A 19746-nucleotide genomic window follows, 5' to 3' on the forward strand; every position below is an offset into this window, starting at 1 on the left:
AGTCTCAGAAGTATTCTGTAATTCTGTCTCTTTCATCTGTCCTCTCCTTTCTACTTGCTCTGCTGTTCGTTGTATTTCTCAGTTGCGTCAGAATCCTTGGCTTTCTTCTGTGCATTATCACTGGCTTCTTTTGCTTTCTGTGTATCTTCATCACTCTCCGGGTACAGGATCGGCTGTAACTCTTCCAGTGCCTGTGGATATTTAAACGTTGCACTCATGCCAAAGTATTCATACGTCAAGTCATAAACTCTGCCATTCTTCACTGCATCAAAATGCTGCCAGATATCATTCTCAGCAAAGTCCTTGTTGAACATCTCCACGACCTGATCCGGCAGTGCATGGGCTGCACGCAGGATGATATCCGGCTCTTTGGTCTTCATATCTTCCGTGTTGACGGTCAGAAATTCCTGATTGGTGTCAGAATATACATTCTCTCCGCCTGCCAGTTCCACCAGACTTCCCACATAGGAGTTCGGTGTGGCAATGATATAACTTCCCGGAAGTCCCATCAGGATCATCACCTTCGGATGGTCCTTGCCTTCGTTTTTCTTCTTATAATCATCATAAAACTCGGTAAATTCCTTCACCAGCTTATCTGCCTGATCCTGCCGGTCGAAGATCTCACCCAGCTCCTGAATGGAACGGTACATACCCGGTACACTTCTGAGGTTTAAGAATGCCCAGTCAGAACCGATGGCTTCATACTTCGGCTGCAGGTCACTCTGTAAGGATACCGGGCTTAAGATCCAGTCCGGTTTTAAGGATGAAAGAATCTCGGTATCCGGACTCATGGCTGTTCCGACCGTCTCTACATCCTTGTATCTGTCCGGGATGGTGGATACGGTACTGCTGCATACACCCACCAGATCCAGTTCCAGCTTGTCACAGATATCTGCGGTTGCCGGAGAGGTCGCAATGATCCTCGGCTCTCCGTCCAGCTCCTGCACTTTCTTCTTCGCTGTTTCCACCGCAGCCTTTTCCTTCGGATCGGTGATCTTCAATAACGACTCTGCGGATTCCGAAGAAGTATCCGCACTGCTCTCGGTCTTTGTCCCGGAGTCACTGCTTTCCTTTCCCTGACTCTGATCGACACATCCTGCAAGGGAAAAGAGCATGGTCATCGCAAGCAGGACTGCGGATGCTTTCTTTAATCTTCTATTCATCATCGTCCTGTCCACCTCCCCAGCGTCTCCAGTTCTTACGGAAATAGAATACCACAGCAGCCACAACACCGATCAGGATCAGACCGACCACCAGAACCGCAATTGCGATCTGAAATACCTTGTTTCCTGAAGTCGATGTGGAAGTACTGTCACTGTCTGCTGCATCTGCATCCTTTGCGGTAGAAAGACTTAATCCTTCTGCACTGTCCAGTGTACTGCTGTCCGTACTCGGAGTTTCCGATTCACTGCTTGGCTTTGCTGCTTCTGATATACTGCTCTGTAATTTCTTACCGGATGATGCACTGCCTGTGGAACTGTCGGATGAAGTACTTCCTGAACTCTGGAGAGAAGAATTTCCAGAGCTTATGCTGCCTGAAGAACCAGATACTGCCGACCCTCCATCGGAAGAACTCTCTGCTGCTGTTCCGTTACTTGCTGCACTTCCAGTTACCATCGTTGCATTCATATCAGTGTTGTTACCTTCCTTGTAATCACTTGGGTAGAGATAGAATACAACATTTCTTCCCATTGGTTCTACATACATCGTTCCGCGCACGATACAATTTTCACTTGGCACCTGAATTACGACATCGGCTGTCGTTCCGTTACTGTCAGAACCTGTACCTGTCTGTGCATACCCGGTACTTGACCAGCCGGAGTCACCGACACTCTGTACCTGAAAATCATGTCCACTGGTATAATCCATCAGACTCATACGGATCGTCAGATAATAATTCCCGTCATCTGCCACCTCTAAAATACCAGTCGGATACACGCATCCTTCTACCATTCCCTGTCCTGTGGCGTAAGAGCCTGCCCCGCCGGAATCTTCCACTACTCCGGTCACCGGATGTGCATAGCACCGGTTGATGGTACAGGTATAGACACTACCTGTTGCTGCCTGTGCCTCCACTGCCGGAAAACCAGCCAGCAGGGCAAGGCTAAGTGCCGAAGCCATCACCACAGACTTGATTCTGTTCTTTATCTTTGCTAATTTCATCTTATTTTCTCCTGTTATACTAGAGAAGTCCCTGCCACTTATGTAGCAGAGACTTCCATTTCCTTTCTGCGTAACTGTTAAGATTCCGTCTGCCCGGCTCTGAACAGTTACCTGTCTGCTTACGAACTGCCTGTCAGATCAGGAAGCCATTCTTAAGCTTTTTATCGCTATAACGTTTACTTTGTAACTTTTCTTCTCTTGTACTCCATCAGTCCGGCAAGAAGTGCTACTCCACCGAGCAGAAGGAGTGTTGCCCAAAGAGTATTGTTTGCTACGACATCATCTGTCTTAACGCTGGATGCGCCCTTAAGGCTGGAACCTGTACCCTTTCCAAGGCTGGATGTTCCACTCTTCAGACTTGAAGAACCACTTCCAAGTGAGGAAGAACCAAGTTTGCTGCTTCCAAGAGAATTGTTTCCGAGGGTATTATTTCCAAGTGAACCATTTCCAATCGAAGAGCAATTATTGTTATTTCCGTTGGAATTATTGTTGTTATTGTTGTTGTCGTTCTTATTAAAGTCCGGATTGTCGGATGTGGTCGCTTTCAGTGAGCTCCAATCCAGTTTCAGGAATACCGGCTGAGTTCCTGTACCGGAACTGATTGCATCCATGATTGGAACGAATACCTGTAATGGCACATATCCATCATTCAGGGCTTCCGGAATCAGTTCGAATGTAACGACATCTGGATAGTTTGTTCCATAAGAATCAGATACTAATGTTCCATCTGCATTCTTCTGGTAAGATTCGATTGTCACATCTGCCAGTGTTCCCTGCGGATTACCGTACTTGTCAACAGTATAACCTGTTGTGAAGTATTTCAGCTGACTTAAATATCCAAGTTTCTGTCCTACCGTCAATCCGTTGAAGTTCAGAGTGATATAGTATTTACCGTTCTTCACTGTCAGTTTGATGGTATGGTTAATCGCCTCATTTGACATAGAATATGTATTCTTGTCTACTTTGACCATTGTACCGTAAACGGAGTAAACACCATCTGCAAGATTCTTGATATCCAGTTTTCCATCATTTTTCTTTGCTAACTGCTGGATTGCTTCTGTCAGTTTCGTCACCTGTTCATCTACAAGTTTCTGTGATGCTGAATCATTATCCATGACATTCTGTGCACGATTAATTGCACTCTGCAATGTTGCAAGAGAGCTTTCTGTGTAAACGTCTGTCTGACTTACAAATGTTTTTGCTTCTGCAATCTTACTTTCCAGTTTGCTCTTATCTACAACTTCTTTTTCTACCAGTCCATTTAAAGCAGTTGTCAGGGATTTCTCTGCTGCTGCAACTTCTGACTCTGTTGCTTTTGGATTTGCTACAACATTCTCAGCCAGTGTAATTGCTGTATTCAGGACTGTCAGACTGTTGCTTTCGTAAACATCTGTTTTTGCTGCTTCCGCTTTTGCTTTTGCAATCAAGTCATTCAGATTCGTCTTATCTACAGCTCTCAAACCATCCAGTGCTGTCTGGAGTGCTGTTACCTGTGCCTGAACTTCTGCCTTGGTAGCATCTTCTTTTGCTGCCACTGCCTGTGCATTTGTGATCGCTGTTTTTAATGCTTCAAGTGTTGCAGAAGTATAAACAACATCTGTTCGGTTTGCTTCTGCTGTTGCTTTTTCAATCAATGCATTCAGTTCTGTCTTGTCTACAACCTGAGTTTCTACTGCGTCTACGGCTGCCTGTAAAGCTTTCACCTGAAGATCAATTTCTTTCTGAGTAGAATTCATGTCGTTATACACATCCTGCGCTGTCATATAAGCTGCATTTAAAGCATTCCAGTATTCATCAGCAACATCGCCCTTAGACATAGCCTTCACCTGATCCAGAAGTGCTTCGATTACACTGTTATCTCTCTCAACGCCTGTCTCCTGTTTGATATTAGCCCAGTCGATAGAAACTCTGGCAACTTTTGTACCCTGACCTTCACCAATGCTTTCCATAACTGGAACATAAACCTCTACATAGAACAGGTTATCGTTCAGTTTAATCGGGATTGATAATTTCTTCGGATACCAGTTTCCTTCGGTATTCTTGTCATAATATTCAGAGTTCTTATTATTAAATAAATCATAAACGTCCGTGTACTCTTCCAGAGTTGTCGCATCAGAAGCCTCATATTTTACCGGATAATTATATTTGTTGTATTCAACCGTATCCATATCGACTTTTTTCAGTTTGTACAGATAGCCTGTCATTCCGGCAAACTGCATGGACTGGAAGTTCATCTCCAGTGTTACTTCACCTTTACCCGTAACTCTTACAATTCCGGTCTGAACCATGGAAGCATTTCCCATAGAATTTTCATCGGATGTTGCGTTGAGCAGTTTGATCGGTACGGAATATGTACCTTCAAAAATCTGCGGATATTTTTCAAAAAGATTACTCTGCTTGTTCTTAACAACAAGTGCTTCATAAGAAGAGGTCAGCAGTTTTGTCTGCTTTTCTACTTCTGCTTTGGTTGCATTGACGTCAGCGGATACTTTCTGAGCAGATTTGATTGCTGCCTGGAAACTGTTCCAACTGTTGTCTGTATAAGTGCCGTCATTTGTCTTGGTCAGTGCATCTTCGATATAGCCATTTAATTCTGACTTATCTACTACATCATCCAGACGAACAAGTGTTTTCACTGCTTTATCCAGTTTTTCAACCTGTTCTTTCATTTCATCTGCTGTCGCATCAGATTTTGCTAATACTTCTTCAGCTTCCTTGATTGCAGACTTCAGATTCTCATAGCTGTCTTTTGTATAATTTGCTTCTGCGTAATTATTTTTCGCATCGGAAACTGCCTGATCCAGTTCTTCTCTTGCTTTTACTTCTTCTTTCATTACAAGACCTGCGGTTGCTGTATCCAAGGCTGTCTCTGCTGCCGTGATTTCTGACTGGAATGCCACCTTATCTGCCAGAACACTTTCTGCTGTAGCAATCGCATCAGTTAATCCAGCAAAAGATTCGCTTGTATAGTTTTTCTCTTTTAACGCTTTCGCATCATTCAGTTTTGATTCCAAATCAGATTTTTTAATTTCCTGTTTTACTGCAGATTTTAAATCAAGATTTAACAGGAGTTCTGTTTCTCCGCTTTCTGTTGTTACTTTTACTTTGTGGTTTTCTACATTTGCAGGAAGCGCAACTACAAGTCTGCCTGCGTCTGTATCTGCATTCGCATATCCGGCACCCTTGCGATACTGCATACCGGTAATTCCGTCCACGTACAGATAAACAGTTACATTGCCGTCTTTATCTGTATATAACGAGCAGATTTTAATCCTGCATTCAAATCACTTGCTGTTCCATCCTGATTGGTAAGTGTTGCCTGTACTTCGTAAACACCTTTTTCCATGGAAACGGCTGTTGACATCGGTACAAGTGCATCTACTGCTGACTGAAGGTCTGCGGATGCCTGATCTGCATTTGCTTCTGTTACCTTTCCTTCCTGAGCAGCGATCACTGCCTGAAGGTCTGCCCAGCTTTCTGCTGTATATTCTGCTTCATTTAATGCCTTGGCATTTTTCAGAACTTTATTGTATTTGTCAAGTCCAGTTGCCTCTTTTAATCCGCTGATTGCATCAGAAATTTCTTTATCTAATGCTACGATTTCCGAATCGTTTGCAGAAGTTGTTCCGTCGATTACCTTCTGAGCTTTTGCTACTGCGTCAGATAATACTTTGTAAGATTCCTCTGTATAATTGTCGGCTGTATATTTAGATGCTTTATCAACTGCTACAACTAAAACAGATTTATCGTGGGTTGGCTCGTTAATTTCCGCTACAGGTGTTAAACCAGATAAAGTCATAAATGCCGTTCTGCATCCTTCACCAGATCCAGGAACTTTATTCTGAAGTTCATCCATGATAGGGACAAAGAAGTTCAGATATACCCCATCATCTCTGTCCGCTGATTCCGGGAACTCAAATCCAACTGTCTTTGGATAATACAGATCATACTGTTCTGCATAAGAATCCATATCTGTGCTACCCGAATCATTCAGATAATAACTGTAATAATCAAGTGGTGTATATTCACTTAATACTGGAAGTCCATTTTCTTCTGTCTGTTCATTATTTGCCCAGAATATTCCATTGCTATATCCATAACGACCAGCGATTGTAATTCCCTGCGTATCAAAATAGATATGTTTCTTTCCATTTTCAACTACTAAGCGTGCAGAATCATTAACAACCGCCGAATTACTCATAGATAATCTATCCGGCTGAGCCTGTTGCCACATAGTAACATTAACATTATAAACTCCGTCTTTTATTTCAGAAATGTCTGTCTTATCTGATTTTTCTGAAATTGCCAATGTATTATATACGCAAGTAGTTCCTGTTATAACTAACTCATCACCATCCATCCGGATACTACCATCTTCATTTTTATAAGAAGAATTTCCAAAGTTTTCAATCGGATTAAATATCTGGAATACCGGAGCACCATACCATTGAACTTCAATTTTACTTGTGTCCCAGTCCTCTGGTATCTTAACTCTAAGTTCTACCGCTCTTGTCGGTTTAACAGTTGTTCCATTTACATTTATTCCCAAATTATAAATCAAAGCCTTTGATGAACTTCCTGCTAAAAGTGAAAAATATTTATTATATTCACTATCTTCATCTGTATTCTCTTCCAGTAACTCTGCTTTAAATTCCGGATTATCACTACCTACATTGTAGCTGTCTGTTATTACGGTTACACCACCGTCGGTTAAACGTAAATCTTTCTTGGCATTGCTTTTTATTCTTGCCTCTCCATAATAGGTTTTTCCATCGGTTGTTTGAACTTTAATTTGTTTACCGAATACAGCCTCCTGTAAGTTAGAAAATGTAAGAGAAATTTTTCCATCACTTAAAATATTGTCTGAATAAACAGAAATTGTTTTATCTCCTACTTGTTCAGCCGAATATGCATATTTATACTGTAAAAAGTTTGTATTCTCTGTAGTAGAAGTTGATTTATCTCCTAAATCATTTATCCCATTAAGTACCTGAACTGATGCAATGTTATCCGCATTTTTAAGTTCTGTTGAAACTTCCATTTTCTGATTATCGACACTAATGTCATTCGTTCCAGCGAAATAATCATTTACTTCATTCCCTTCTACAGGAAACGCATAAAAATTTACCGGTTCTCCTGCTGTTGTTGAAACTTTTGAAATTTCAAGACCTGCATTTTTATAACTAGAATCGCTCAATTCATTTACCGTTTCTGCTTGACTTAAATCAAATGTAAATTTTCCTGAGTCTATTCCCGAAGCATACGTATATTTTTTTCCTACCCTTTTATATCCATAGCTGCGAAAACTCTTTACATAAATTGATTTTTCCAAACTATCAACATCAAATGAATACCATGAAACTCCTGTATCTGCTGTCTGTACATCCACATTCTGGATATATTTTTCATTCCACTCTTCACTTATGTATCTGTCTATAGCTGTTCTGACATCTTCTGCTGTATCTTTTTCAAAAATATACGATTCTGGTAAATTATACGTTCCAAAAAGAGCATTCCTCGGTTCTGTTTCATCAGATATAACCCCTGGTTTTGAAAATTGTAATACATCTATTTTATTGTAGTTTTCTATCTGGAGCGTTACATGATAAGTATCATCGCTATTTTTACTAACAATCGCAACATTATCTATAAACTCTGGAATTCCTCCGAGTCCTCCATAATCTCGAATTGATTCTCCAGTCACATCATAAAACGTCAATGGTACAAGATAAGATTTATTCGCTTCTATGCCAGATGTATTCGTTTCTGTCTTTGATACATCTTCTTCTGTTTTTGCAAACGCATCTAGTCCAGACGCCCCGAGCACCATACTTGCACTTAGAGTAAACGCTAATAATTTTTTTATTATTTTCATATTGTCTCCATTCTCAAAAAGGCTGCTGCACCAATTGTACAGCAGCCTCTCCTAAATAATTATGTCAATTATTCAATTCCTGTAAGTTTCAGATATCCAGTTGCACTCATCGGCATAATTCCTACGTATGTTGTGAACTTTCCAGTAATCACGCAACCCTCATAAAACATTGAAGCATCTAAATCTGTGAATGTAAAATAATAATCTACTACGTCACCTGAGCTGTCTTTAACAGGCTCTTTAGCTGTTCCATTGATTTCCATTTTTCCCAAATGACCTGTAAGTCCTAAATATTTAATTTCATGTGTATGAACAACCAGTGTTGCTTTTCCATTAGCATTTATAGTAATGTCAGCCCACATGTCATTAACTGCTGCATCACCCATTGATGGATTGGTGCACTCTGCATCTTTGTAAAGATTCAGATTAGCAGTATATGTTCCTGCCGCTAATGCTGTAGAGTCATTTTCAGCCGCAAATGCTGTAACTCCCATTGCCAGTACCATTGTTGCTGCTAACAGTGTAGCAACTAATTTCTTGATCTTTCTCATAACTGTAATCCTCCTTTTCGTTTTTTGGCATTAGCTTTTTGCTAATAAATTTTTAGTTATGATGTTTAGAGTTCTACGAGAATATTTCCGGTTACTCGTATCTAACTTCTTGTCTGAAAGATACCATAATTTGCCATCCAATGTCAACACCATTTTTTACAAGTTTGTTGCCTGAATTGCAACAAATAAGCCGTTATTTTCTTTGATTTTGTTGCTATTCAGACAACAATAGACGTAAAAGTGCGTTATTGATAGTGTTTTATCAACAACGGCACTTTATTGAAATTTTTTCTTATTTTGTTACATGATATGCGTAAATGAGAATTTTTCTCACTTCTTATTTATACCCAGAAATATAACAGTGCAGTGCTTTCCGGCATGTGCATTGGTCCTACACTGCAGATAACGGTAACTGGTACAATTCCCATCGTGCCAATCCCCGTCCATCGGTGGATTCTGCACGCTTCCATCGGGATTTTCACTATATTATTCTCTATTCTTGCTTCTTCAAGAACTTCATTATGCTCATACTTCAATGTTTTCAGTTTTCCAGCCATCATTTCACCACTCACTCTGGAGTGTGCAGCCATCTCTTTCAACTTTAATTCCAGATAGCTTTCTCCATTCTCCTGAACGATTTCGGCTATTTCTTCAAATCCTCTCATCGCCATAGAGTCTCTTCCCTGCCCCTGCTTTTTATTCATCCGGTAAAGCCGGAACACTACCGGATGCCTTTTACATTTCTGCAGATTGTGCTGTATCTCCTGATCCAGTTCATTCTCTTTTTTCTTATATACTGATTTTTTCTCTGCATAGGCATTGATCATCAGTTCCAGCATGTGGATGTCGATATTCTCCACCATAACATCCAGTGATTCCTCGATTTCTTCCGGTTTTGCACCGATTTCTTCCAGATATTTTTCAAGATTCTCATACAGGTTGGAATATCGTTCCAGCCATTCTTCTCCTGCAGGAGTAAATTCCAGTGATTCTGTCAGAATTCCTCTTTCTATGCAGCTCTTAAAATAGCGGTTCACCGTTGAACGGTTCACGCTATAATATTCTGCGATACTTCCCTGAGCTCCACGTTTCTTTTCTACTTTTGACAGGCGTTGTAAATATTGCAGTTGCAGCATTGTAGGTCTGTTCTGTCTCTTTAGATGTTCACCTTTTTCCATTTTCTTGTTCCTCTCTTCGTCACCATACATGAATATTCAATTCCCGATAATCGATTGGCAATGGCTTCTGATCAAAGCGTGTAATCGCAATGATTGCCACTGCTTCTGTAATCGGGATTCCTGTATTGGCAGTATAAGTACAGATGTCTGTCGGTAACTGATAAACACCTTTTTCTTCTTTCGCCTGTATCCATTCATCCTCTCTTCTGTACCATACATAGCCGATGGATTCGTCCTTTTTTGTCCTGAGCAGGAAGCAGTTCTGGGACTTTTTCACTCTTAATATAACAGAATGTTCCAGTTTCCCGTACTCTGGTGCAAGGAATCTTGGATTGCGTCGTTCCGGTTCATACAGTCCGAATGCCATCGGGAACTCACCATCCTCATAAAAGGTATACAAGTCCATATCGTCATAAACTCTGTCGTATACGTCACCGTACTGCAGAAAGTTTTCAATTCCTTTTAACCCTTCCGGACTGATATAATGTTCCACTCTACAGGCATCTTCCTGCGCCCTCTGCTGATCCATTCCACTTACCATCTGGAAGAACTGTGTCAGTTTCTCATGGCGTGCAAGGCACTCCATACCTTCCAGTTTTCCCTTATCGCTCAGTTCCAGATGTCCGTTTTCCGGCTCGCACAAAAATCCTTTTTTCACCAGACTCCGCACCAGGCCTGCCGCTTCATATCCGGTTATATTCACTTCTCTGGCATACTCTTTCGATGTGATCTGTCTGCCTTGCCTCCACATCCGGTAGACATATTCCAGAAGATCTTCTTCCAGTTCGCCTCTGGCTTTTGTTACATCAATATTTCTGTTTTCAATCTTTCTTTCCATGTTACCTTTCCTACCTGTCTTTTTTAATATTCATCCGCTACACGATATCCGGTATTTTCTGCAAAAGCCTTCCATCCAGTAAGCATATCGTTTTTTTCTTGGAGCCTTTCTTTTTCTCTGCGACAAACCCCAGATTACAGGTGAAATGTATTTCACCCAACCACTGCTGTTCGTACTCTATGTGAAATGCTGCGGCAGGTATTTTGATGCTGTGATCATTTACTTCTGCCTTCTTCCAGATTCCATACATGTTCTGATACCAGATTGTCCTGTCATCCTCATTTTCCGGATGCTCCGTTAGTTCCAACCAAATCTCCCAAGGCTCTATGTGCAGCCAGCCATCCCTTTCAAACCGCATATCTTCGATAGCTGCTTTTCTCTCTTTTCCAATTTCTGTGGTGTAAAAGGAATACCACATCTGATACTTTCCCGGTTTCACTTCTTCCACAGCGTGTGGCAGTCTACACTTTTCGGAATGGAACTTCTTCCACCGTCATTGATAAATTTCCATAAATTTTCGATTTTGTCCGGATCGGATACCTCACACGCCATGAGTCTGCCATCCCTGTCTGCTGTCTTTTCATTGACTCCACTCATTTGCAAGAACTGATTCCAGCCTTCGGCTGCCCGTTGCAGTTGTCTCGCATACTCCGTTCCGCTTTCTGTCAGTGCCGGAATCTTCGCATCACTGTCCGTTTCCAGAAAGCCTTCCTCTTGCAGTTTCTTAATGTTCGTTTTCCAGTGATACTCGGTCAGGTCATAGTCTAATACGATGATTTTTTTGATCTGCTTATCATCCTCCTGCCGTTTCCGCATCTGGAAAATCGTCCGCAGAATATCTTTTTGCAGGTATTCTTTTGCCACTTTCTTTGTTTCCATTGCTTTTTCCTCTGTTTCTCGTTTTCCGATTACGTTTTGGTTAGTTGGTTCAAACTATGTAATTTTAATTATATTGTCCTTTTTTCAGGTTTGTCAATGCATTTTCCCCTACAACATTATAATTCCATATAAAAATATCACTTAGTGCGACAGCCCCACTTTTCTGTAAATAGCCTCTGCTTTAATAAAAATCTTAAAAAACTCCGAGATTCTTTCATTTTAGATTCCCTGATTTCTAAAATTTTTGCCAGCTTTTTCAAATTCATACACGCAAACGTAAGCCCGGCTTTCATTTCCATCCGTGCTTTTCCTATGTATTGAGTGTAACGGAAACCATGTTGTTCTTTTGCTGTTCCGAAAAGTCGCTCAATCGTTTCCTTTCGTTGTTGATATATTTCTTTGTTACCTATTGTATGGCGAATATCTTCTGCTTTCTCCATGTATTCTTCCCATACATGTCTGGTAATGACTTTTACATGATCTTTACTTTCTGTGCATTGATGCAAGTATGGGCAACTACTACAGAACAATCCGCAACTCTTATATTCACGATATCCATCTCGATTTGTTGTACTGTATTTTAAAACCTGGTTTCCAGGACAGACGTAACAATCATAATACTCATCGTAGGCATACTCATATTTTTTGAAAAACCTTCTTTCGTCATTGGTCGTTTGTACGGAAAAAGAGGTTGGATTCCATCCTCCAAGAGAAGATGGGCGATGGCAGGCGTTTTATAGCCGGCATCCATTATCATCATATCCGGTTTGAAATCTTTTATTTTCTCATACAATAGCGGAAATGTACGGCTATCATGTTCGTTTCCGGGATGAACAGTATATCCTAAAATCCAACCATGTTTATCACAAGCTGTTTCTACTGCATATGCAAAAACATGTTTATGTTCTCCTTTACGAAACCAGCCACTTTCCGGATCGCTGGTGCTGCACTTTTGTGTTTTTGCTCCTTCCGGAATCTGAGATTCTGTTTCATCTGCAAAACTTTCTCCTCCGCTTGCAGTTGGTGGTGGAGAATCATTTTTATCATTATCTTTCAAAGGTTTCTTCCCATGTGCCGCCCGGTCTTTCTGAATTTCTTCTTTTAATTCCTGCTCGTACCATAATGCCTGTTCATGTGCCACCCGTTTTCTCATCTTTTTACTATTTGCACATGCTTTCACATGTGTAGAATCCACAAAAATATGTTCTGTATCCACCAATTTGAATTTCATGCATTCTTCTAAAATCTTTGAAAAAATCTGTTCAAAAAGATCTGTATCTTTAAAACGACGTGTATAGTTCTTTCCAAACGTAGAAAAATGTGGTACGGGATCCAACATATCCAATCCAAGAAACCATCGATATGCAACATTTACTTCAATTTCTTTGATTGTTTGCCGCATACTTTTTATGCCATAAAGGTACTGAATAAAAGGAATTTTAATCAGCATAACTGGATCCATACTTGGACGTCCGTTATCAGGAGAATATTTTTCTTCAACAAGTTCATAAATGAAGTTCCAGTTAATCGCTTTGTCTATCAAGCGAAGCATATGGTTTTGAGGAACCATATCATCCATACAAAACATCTGTATTTGTTCTCTTTTTTTATCTGCATTTTTCGTCATCATAAGCACTACCTCCTGATACCCTAATTATATCATGAAGTGCTTGAAAAACCTTGGAAAATAAAGTTGATAACCGAACCATTTTTCTTGGTAAATCTATGGAAAAACGTTAGAAATGTGGAAAACTTGATAAAAGAAAAACCCGGACTTCTGTCCGGGACTTTGTCTACAGTCTGAAGCGGACCTTTCCGGTCCGCTTGAAACTTTTTATTTCCGTTACTGTTCACTATTTTTCGTAACAATCCACTGCAAACAATGGCTCTCCTGCTTTCACCTCACCCTCGGCAAGCAGTCTCACTTTCTGGTTTTCTTTCAGATCTGTGCAAAGAACCGGCGAGCAAAGAGACGGTGCATGCTCTGTCAGATATGAGACATCTATTTTCATCAACAGATCTCCTTTTTTCACACTCTGACCATTTTCAACAAACACTTCAAATCCCTGTCCATTCAGTGCAACCGTATCGATTCCGATATGCAAAAGCATCTCAAGACCTGAGTCCGTCTGGAATCCAAGCGCATGTTTTGTTTCAAATACAAATGCAACCACACCATCTTCCGGCGCCATGATTTCTGCCTCTGTCGGGGTCACACCTGCACCGTCTCCCATCATCTTTCCTGCAAATCCTTCGTCCGGTATCTCTGCTACTTCCACCGCTTTCCCGGTAATCGGACTTGATATGATGATTGTCTCTGTCACTTTTCCTTCGTCTTTGACTGTTTTCTCTGTCACAGCGTTCTCCTCGGAAGAAGGTCTCTCAATCACCTCTTCTGTCTCTTCCAAGCTATCATCCGCTGTTTCCAGATAATCTTCCAGATTCGCCTTGATCACAGTCACCTGTGGTCCATAAATGATCTGCACTCCCTGACCTTTTTTTACGATTCCTCTGGAACCACTCTGTTTTAAAATATCCTCATTTACTTTTCCTGCATCTTCGACTGTAATACGAAGTCTTGTCGCACAGCAATCCACATCACTGATATTAGCCTTTCCACCAAGTCCCTTTGTGATAAGTGCACTCACCGGATCCATATGTGCCTCATTTGATGTCGTCTGATTCCCTTCTTTTCTTGCATTTACATCTGCTTTTGTGTACAGTTTTGTCTCTGCATCGTCATCTTCACGTCCCGGTGTCTTAAAGTTGAACTTCTTGATCATAAACGTGAAAATCGCATAGTATAAAATAAAGTAAATAATTCCAACCGGAATGACTCTCATCCAGCTTGTCTTTTCATTTCCCTGTAAAATTCCAAACAGGAAGAAATCAAGGAATCCTCCTGAAAATGTAAGTCCTACCGCGATATTCAGCATATGCGCCACCATATACGCAGAACCTGCCAGGATGACCTGAACAACGAACAACGCCGGCGCCACGAATAAAAATGAAAATTCCAACGGCTCTGTGATACCCGTCAGCATACATGCCAATGCTGCTGAGAGCAGTAATCCGCCTGCTGCTTTTCTTTTTTCCGGTTTTGCACAGCGGTACATCGCAAGCGCAGCGCCCGGAAGTCCAAAGATCATAAATATAAATTCACCTGAGAAATATCTGGTTGCATCTGCACTGAAGTGTGCGATATTCGCCGAATCCGCCAATTGGGCAAAGAAGATATTCTGACCTCCCTGCACAACCTGTCCAGCCACTTCCATACTTCCGCCGACACCTGTCTGCCAAAACGGCATATAAAACACATGATGCAGTCCAAACGGAATCAAGGCACGCTTAATAATACCAAAAATCAAAGTTCCCGCATATCCGCTTCCTGTAACCAGCCCTCCAAGCGCATAGATGCCATTCTGAACCGGTGGCCACACAAAATACATACCAATTCCAACAAACATATATACAATTGTAGAGATAATCGGAACAAATCTGGAACCTCCAAAAAATGACAATGCATTCGGAAGTGCGATTTTGTGGAAACGGTTATGGAGCGCCGCAACACCAAGTCCGACAATGATACCCCCAAATACACCCATCTGAAGAGACTGTATTCCACATACAGATGCGATTGTTCCTTCCAGCACATCTTTGGCAATCTGCCCATCCGCTGTAATTTCCCCTGTTACTACCAGCATACCATTGATTGCCACATTCATAACAAAATATGCAATTAATGCAGATAATGCCGCAACCTCTTTTTCTTTTTTTGCCATTCCAATTGCAACACCAACCGCAAAAATCAATGGCAGATTATCAAACACCGCACTTCCGACCTTATTCATGATCGTAAGCAGTGCATGGAGCACTGTCTCGTCTCCTAATATTTTCTGAAGTCCGTATGTGGCAATTGTTGTCTCATTTGTAAACGAACTTCCGATTCCAAGCAGCAGACCCGCCACCGGAAGAATTGCAATCGGAAGCATAAAAGATCTTCCGATTCTCTGTAAAATACCAAAAATCTTGTCTTTCACCTTTCTTTTCCCCTTTCTTGTTGACTCGTTTGGCTCTTATGAAGATACTTTGGAGTTTTACATGTATTTATGCAACAAAAAAGCATTAACCTACAAAAACATCCAAAATAACGTTCATGTAAGGTTAATGCCTGCCGTACAGTTACACACCCAATATACCTACATTATAAGTTCTTCATCGGGAAATGTCAATTTATTTTTTCTCACTGCTCCCACTCTGCCCTATAAAAGTTAGCTCGCTTTCTAAAAATTTAATATTTCAAATCCAACACAAAAGGTATATTTCGATTTATACTAGCATACAGGAGGGATTTTATTATGGAAAAGAAACACTTATTTTCACTCAGAAGCTTACCAATCGGAAAGATTTTACTTCTCTTTTTGCTAATTTATATTGCGCTGCTTGCCATTCCATATATTCAACACAAGAATGTCTCTGTATCTTATCAGAAAAAGTTCGCAAAACAGTCATTTTACAGTGATACTGCCGGTACGGAACGGGTTGCATATATCAATGACAACACAGATGCCTTATTGTACCGATTACATATGCTTGACGAGGCAAAAGACGAAATCATCCTCTCTACTTTTGATTTTAATGCGGACAAATCAGGGCAGGATATGATGGCATCTCTGCTGCACGCTGCTGACCGTGGCGTCTCGGTTCGCATTTACAATCCTATAAATCTTTTAAAACCTTGGAACTTACAGGCAAGGATGCATGACAAATACGTCATTGTCGACCAGAAAATGTATCTGCTCGGCGGAAGAAATACGACAAATTTATTTCTCGGCGACTACTCCAGGTCCAAAAATATTGATCGTGAATTATTTGTCTATGAGACGGCAGAAAACGACTCTTCCTCCATTCGCCAGCTCACTGACTATTTTGAATCTGTCTGGGCTCTTTCTGACAGCAAAGAATATACATGCAAAAAAATGACCAAAAAGATTCAAAGCTGTAAAGCAAAACTAGAAAATCGGTACACTTCTCTAAAAGAAAAATATCCGGACGCTTACAGTACATGGGACTATGAAGCACTCACACTGCAGACAAATAAAGTATCTTTGCTCTCCAATCCAATCAAGTCCGAAAACAAAGAGCCGTGGATGTGGTATTCTCTTCATCAGCTCATGATGCAAGGCGAACAGGTGCGTATCTACACTCCTTATATTATTTGCGGAAAAGAAATGTATCAGGATCTGACAGAACTTCACGAAAAGAACATTCCGGTGGAGATCATCACAAATGATGTGGCAAGCGGCGCAAATCCTTGGGGATGCACAGATTATCTGAACCAGAAAAAAAACATCTGGGAAACCGGCGCCCGCGTCTATGAATTTATGGGAGCTCATTCCTGTCACACAAAAGCTGTTTTGATTGATGACCGCATGAGCATTGTCGGCTCTTATAATATGGATATGCGAAGCACCTATCAGGACACCGAACTGATGCTTGCAGTGGACTGCCCGGAGTTAAATTCCATCATCCAAACTGAAATGGAACGCGACAAAACATACAGCAAAACAATGGGAAATGACGGAGAATATGATTACGGTGAAAACTATCACTCCAAAGATTTGAGTTTTGGAAAAAAGATCTTCTATGCCATACTGCGTGTGATAACCATTCCACTTCGAAGATTCTTGTAACACACAATGGTTTGTTTTGTTAATGTTGTATAATTTTATTTGTTAAAACATAGACAAATGCCTCCTGTTTTTGTCTATATTACCGTTTTTTTACAAGTAGTCTCTATATACTTGACCATTTTTATCCAGTATTATATAGTAAATACAACCCGAACAGGATTGGGCGAAATGACTCAGGAGGTATGTATTTTATGCTGTTTACAAAAGAATGTGATTATGCGATCCGAATTATGAGAGCGCTCTCAGACGGAGAACTTGTCAGTGTCTCCAATATCTGTGCAGCAGAGCAGCTTCCTTCTGCAATGACATACAAAATTACCAGAAAACTGGAAAAACAGGGTCTTTTAAAAAGTTGCCGCGGCACAAATGGCGGATATTGTCTGAACCGGACATTATCTGAGATTTCTCTCTATGACATCTGTGCCGCCGTAGACCCTGACATTCTGCTTTTAGAGTGTATGAAAGACGGCTATCACTGTTCTATGAACAATCAGCAAAAACCATGTCTGGTACATCGGGAATTCTGCCGCCTGCAATCCATGCTTTTGCAGGAGATGCGTCAGAAATCTTTATCTGAATTATTTTTCGGATAATTTGTATACTCGAAAAATGTGCCAGGCATATTTTTCAGGCCTAATCTTTACTATTTTAGTCAAGTTTAAAAGGAGGATTTTATCATGAATCAATGTTATGGATGTACAACTTGCAAAAGCGCCGATAAACCTTTAGAAGGATTTATCCGTTCGCTCCCAGTGGAAACTTCTCATCACCGTGTGGAGGGTCAGAGTACCAAATGTGGCTTTGGTCTTCAAGGTGTCTGTTGCCGTCTCTGCTCTAACGGGCCTTGCCGTATCACTCCGGAGGCTCCAAGAGGTATCTGCGGCGCCAACGCAGACACGATCGTCACCCGAAACTTTTTAAGAGCAGTCGCTTCCGGCAGCGGATGTTATATACATATTGTTGAAAATACCGCATTGAATTTGAAAAAAACAGCTCAGATCCGCGGTGAATTAAAAGGATTGAAATCTTTGGATCATCTTGCTGAATTATTCGGTATCACAGATGAGGATATCTATGTGAAAGCTGAGAAAGTCGCCGACTCCGTTCTTGCTGATTTATATAAGCCTGAATATGTATCCGCTGAATTGATTGAAAAAATCGCATATGCTCCGCGCATCAAGCGCTGGAAAGAACTCGGTATCATGCCAGGCGGTGCAAAAGCAGAAGTTTTCAAAGGTGTGGTTAAATGTTCCACAAACTTAAACTCTGACCCTGTCGATATGCTCACTGACTGTCTAAAACTTGGAATTTCAACAGGCGTATACGGACTGACACTGACCAACCTTCTCAATGACGTACTTCTTGGTCAGCCAGAACTTCGTCTTGCTCCGGTCGGACTTCGTGTCATTGATCCGGATTACATCAATATCATGATCACCGGACATCAGCATACGATTTTTGTCGATCTGCAGGAAAAACTCATCTCCGAAGAGGCAAAAAAGAAAGCTTTGGCAGCCGGCGCAAAAGGGTTCAAGTTGGTTGGATGTACCTGTGTGGGACAGGATCTACAACTCCGTGGCGCTCATTATACAGAAGTATTCGACGGACATGCCGGTAATAACTACACAAGCGAAGCAATTCTCGCAACCGGAGCAATTGATGCAGTTTTGTCCGAATTCAACTGTACACTTCCGGGTATCGAGCCAATCTGTGACGAGCTGAAGATCAAACAGATTTGTCTGGATGATGTAGCGAAAAAAGCAAATGCAGAACTGATGCCATTTGAATTTGAACACCGCGCAGAACAAAGTGATCTCATCATCGATAAAATTGTGGAAGCTTACAAAGAAAGACGAGGATGCGTTCCGCTCAATCTGATGGAAGAGCATGGAAATGACCATACGTTAACCGGTGTAAGCGAAGGCTCCTTAAAATCCTTCCTCGGTGGGAAATGGACTCCTCTCATTGAACTGCTCGCAGCAGGTGAGATTAAGGGAATTGCCGGTGTCGTAGGCTGCTCAAACTTAACAGCCGGCGGACACGATGTCTTAAGCGTGGAACTTACAAAAGAATTGATTTCGCGCGATATTCTTGTTCTGACAGCCGGATGTTCTTCAGGAGGAATCGAAAACTGTGGCCTGATGACACCGGAGGCTGCCGAATTAGCCGGACCTCGCCTGCGTGCAGTCTGTCAGAAACTGAATATTCCGCCTGTTTTGAATTTTGGTCCTTGCCTTGCAATCGGACGTCTTGAAATTGTTGCGACAGAGATTGCCGCAGAACTTGGTGTTGACCTTCCTCAGCTCCCGCTCGTTCTGTCTGCCGCTCAATGGCTGGAAGAGCAGGCACTGGCTGACGGATGTTTCGGATTGGCTCTCGGTCTTCCGCTTCACCTTGGACTTCCTCCATTTGTAACCGGAAGCAAGACTGCCGTGAAGGTTCTGACAGAGGATATGAAAGAACTGACCGGCGGACAGGTGATTATCAACGATGACGCAAAAGCCTCTGCCGATATTTTGGAACAGATCATTTTAGAAAAACGTCAGGGCTTACAGATATAGGAGGTGCT

Annotated in this window: 13 protein-coding genes and 1 pseudogene; 3 read left to right on the top strand and 11 right to left on the bottom strand. The window is 41.4% G+C overall.

Going from position 1 to position 19746, the window contains the following annotated elements:
- Positions 1 to 50: 50 nt before the first annotated feature.
- The 11 genes and pseudogenes from isdE to DXB52_RS09045 all read right to left on the bottom strand — a co-directional run bounded on the left by isdE (position 51) and on the right by DXB52_RS09045 (position 15524).
- Complete coding sequence (isdE, locus tag DXB52_RS08990; protein WP_118107009.1) at positions 51 to 1166, bottom strand: heme ABC transporter substrate-binding protein IsdE; 1116 nt, start codon at positions 1164 to 1166, stop codon at positions 51 to 53.
- Positions 1156 to 2163, bottom strand: a complete 1008-nt coding sequence (locus tag DXB52_RS08995; protein ID WP_118107011.1) for a heme-binding Shp domain-containing protein — start codon at positions 2161 to 2163, stop codon at positions 1156 to 1158. The genes isdE and DXB52_RS08995 overlap by 11 nt, the downstream gene beginning before the upstream one ends.
- 176 nt (positions 2164 to 2339) lie before the next feature.
- Positions 2340 to 5378, bottom strand: a complete 3039-nt coding sequence (locus DXB52_RS09000; protein WP_147343361.1) for an NEAT domain-containing protein — start codon at positions 5376 to 5378, stop codon at positions 2340 to 2342.
- 14 nt (positions 5379 to 5392) lie between these two features.
- Complete coding sequence (locus DXB52_RS09005) at positions 5393 to 8038, bottom strand: NEAT domain-containing protein (protein ID WP_118107015.1); 2646 nt, start codon at positions 8036 to 8038, stop codon at positions 5393 to 5395.
- A 68-nt stretch (positions 8039 to 8106) separates the two neighbouring features.
- Positions 8107 to 8589, bottom strand: coding sequence for a transporter family protein (locus DXB52_RS09010; protein ID WP_118085024.1), 483 nt, complete (start codon positions 8587 to 8589; stop codon positions 8107 to 8109).
- Between the two features lie 341 nt (positions 8590 to 8930).
- On the bottom strand, positions 8931 to 9767 hold the full coding sequence (locus DXB52_RS09015) for a hypothetical protein (RefSeq protein ID WP_118107037.1): 837 nt from the start codon (positions 9765 to 9767) through the stop codon (positions 8931 to 8933).
- A gap of 19 nt (positions 9768 to 9786) precedes the next feature.
- Positions 9787 to 10605 (bottom strand): metal-dependent transcriptional regulator, encoded by an 819-nt coding sequence (locus DXB52_RS09020; protein ID WP_118107017.1) that lies wholly within the window; start codon positions 10603 to 10605, stop codon positions 9787 to 9789.
- Between the two features lie 37 nt (positions 10606 to 10642).
- Positions 10643 to 11044, bottom strand: a complete 402-nt coding sequence (locus tag DXB52_RS09025) for a hypothetical protein (RefSeq protein ID WP_147343362.1) — start codon at positions 11042 to 11044, stop codon at positions 10643 to 10645.
- A complete protein-coding gene (locus DXB52_RS09030) occupies positions 11041 to 11484 on the bottom strand; it encodes a helix-turn-helix domain-containing protein (protein WP_118107021.1) in 444 nt (147 codons plus the stop codon). The genes DXB52_RS09025 and DXB52_RS09030 overlap by 4 nt, the downstream gene beginning before the upstream one ends.
- 137 nt (positions 11485 to 11621) lie before the next feature.
- Positions 11622 to 13114, bottom strand: a pseudogene (locus tag DXB52_RS09035) (IS1182 family transposase).
- Positions 13115 to 13337: 223 nt separating this feature from the next.
- On the bottom strand, positions 13338 to 15524 hold the full coding sequence (locus DXB52_RS09045; RefSeq protein WP_118107025.1) for a PTS sugar transporter subunit IIABC: 2187 nt from the start codon (positions 15522 to 15524) through the stop codon (positions 13338 to 13340).
- A gap of 318 nt (positions 15525 to 15842) precedes the next feature.
- Here DXB52_RS09045 and DXB52_RS09050 point away from each other — a divergent pair, with 318 nt between their 5' ends.
- From DXB52_RS09050 to cooS, 3 genes are all read left to right on the top strand, one after another.
- The gene (locus DXB52_RS09050; protein ID WP_118107027.1) at positions 15843 to 17177 is read left to right on the top strand and encodes a phospholipase D family protein; all 1335 of its coding nucleotides are present in this window, start codon (positions 15843 to 15845) and stop codon (positions 17175 to 17177) included.
- A gap of 191 nt (positions 17178 to 17368) precedes the next feature.
- On the top strand, positions 17369 to 17770 hold the full coding sequence (locus tag DXB52_RS09055) for an RrF2 family transcriptional regulator (RefSeq protein WP_022251000.1): 402 nt from the start codon (positions 17369 to 17371) through the stop codon (positions 17768 to 17770).
- An 84-nt stretch (positions 17771 to 17854) separates the two neighbouring features.
- Positions 17855 to 19738, top strand: a complete 1884-nt coding sequence (gene cooS, locus DXB52_RS09060; protein WP_004613474.1) for an anaerobic carbon-monoxide dehydrogenase catalytic subunit — start codon at positions 17855 to 17857, stop codon at positions 19736 to 19738.
- The last annotated feature ends 8 nt before the right edge of the window (positions 19739 to 19746 follow it).

This window comes from Ruminococcus sp. OM04-4AA (assembly GCF_003462585.1).
Classification (GTDB): domain Bacteria; phylum Bacillota; class Clostridia; order Lachnospirales; family Lachnospiraceae; genus Mediterraneibacter; species Mediterraneibacter faecis.

Excerpts from the sequence above, each read along its gene's own strand:
- cooS (WP_004613474.1), top strand. The coding sequence starts at position 17,855 with ATGAATCAATGTTATGGATGTACAACTTGCAAAAGCGCCGATAAACCT.
- DXB52_RS09005 (WP_118107015.1), bottom strand. The coding sequence starts at position 8,038 with ATGAAAATAATAAAAAAATTATTAGCGTTTACTCTAAGTGCAAGTATG.
- DXB52_RS09010 (WP_118085024.1), bottom strand. The coding sequence starts at position 8,589 with ATGAGAAAGATCAAGAAATTAGTTGCTACACTGTTAGCAGCAACAATG.
- DXB52_RS09030 (WP_118107021.1), bottom strand. The coding sequence starts at position 11,484 with ATGGAAACAAAGAAAGTGGCAAAAGAATACCTGCAAAAAGATATTCTG.
- DXB52_RS09050 (WP_118107027.1), top strand. The coding sequence starts at position 15,843 with ATGGAAAAGAAACACTTATTTTCACTCAGAAGCTTACCAATCGGAAAG.
- DXB52_RS09020 (WP_118107017.1), bottom strand. The coding sequence starts at position 10,605 with ATGGAAAGAAAGATTGAAAACAGAAATATTGATGTAACAAAAGCCAGA.
- DXB52_RS08995 (WP_118107011.1), bottom strand. The coding sequence starts at position 2,163 with ATGAAATTAGCAAAGATAAAGAACAGAATCAAGTCTGTGGTGATGGCT.
- DXB52_RS09055 (WP_022251000.1), top strand. The coding sequence starts at position 17,369 with ATGCTGTTTACAAAAGAATGTGATTATGCGATCCGAATTATGAGAGCG.
- isdE (WP_118107009.1), bottom strand. The coding sequence starts at position 1,166 with ATGATGAATAGAAGATTAAAGAAAGCATCCGCAGTCCTGCTTGCGATG.
- DXB52_RS09015 (WP_118107037.1), bottom strand. The coding sequence starts at position 9,767 with ATGGAAAAAGGTGAACATCTAAAGAGACAGAACAGACCTACAATGCTG.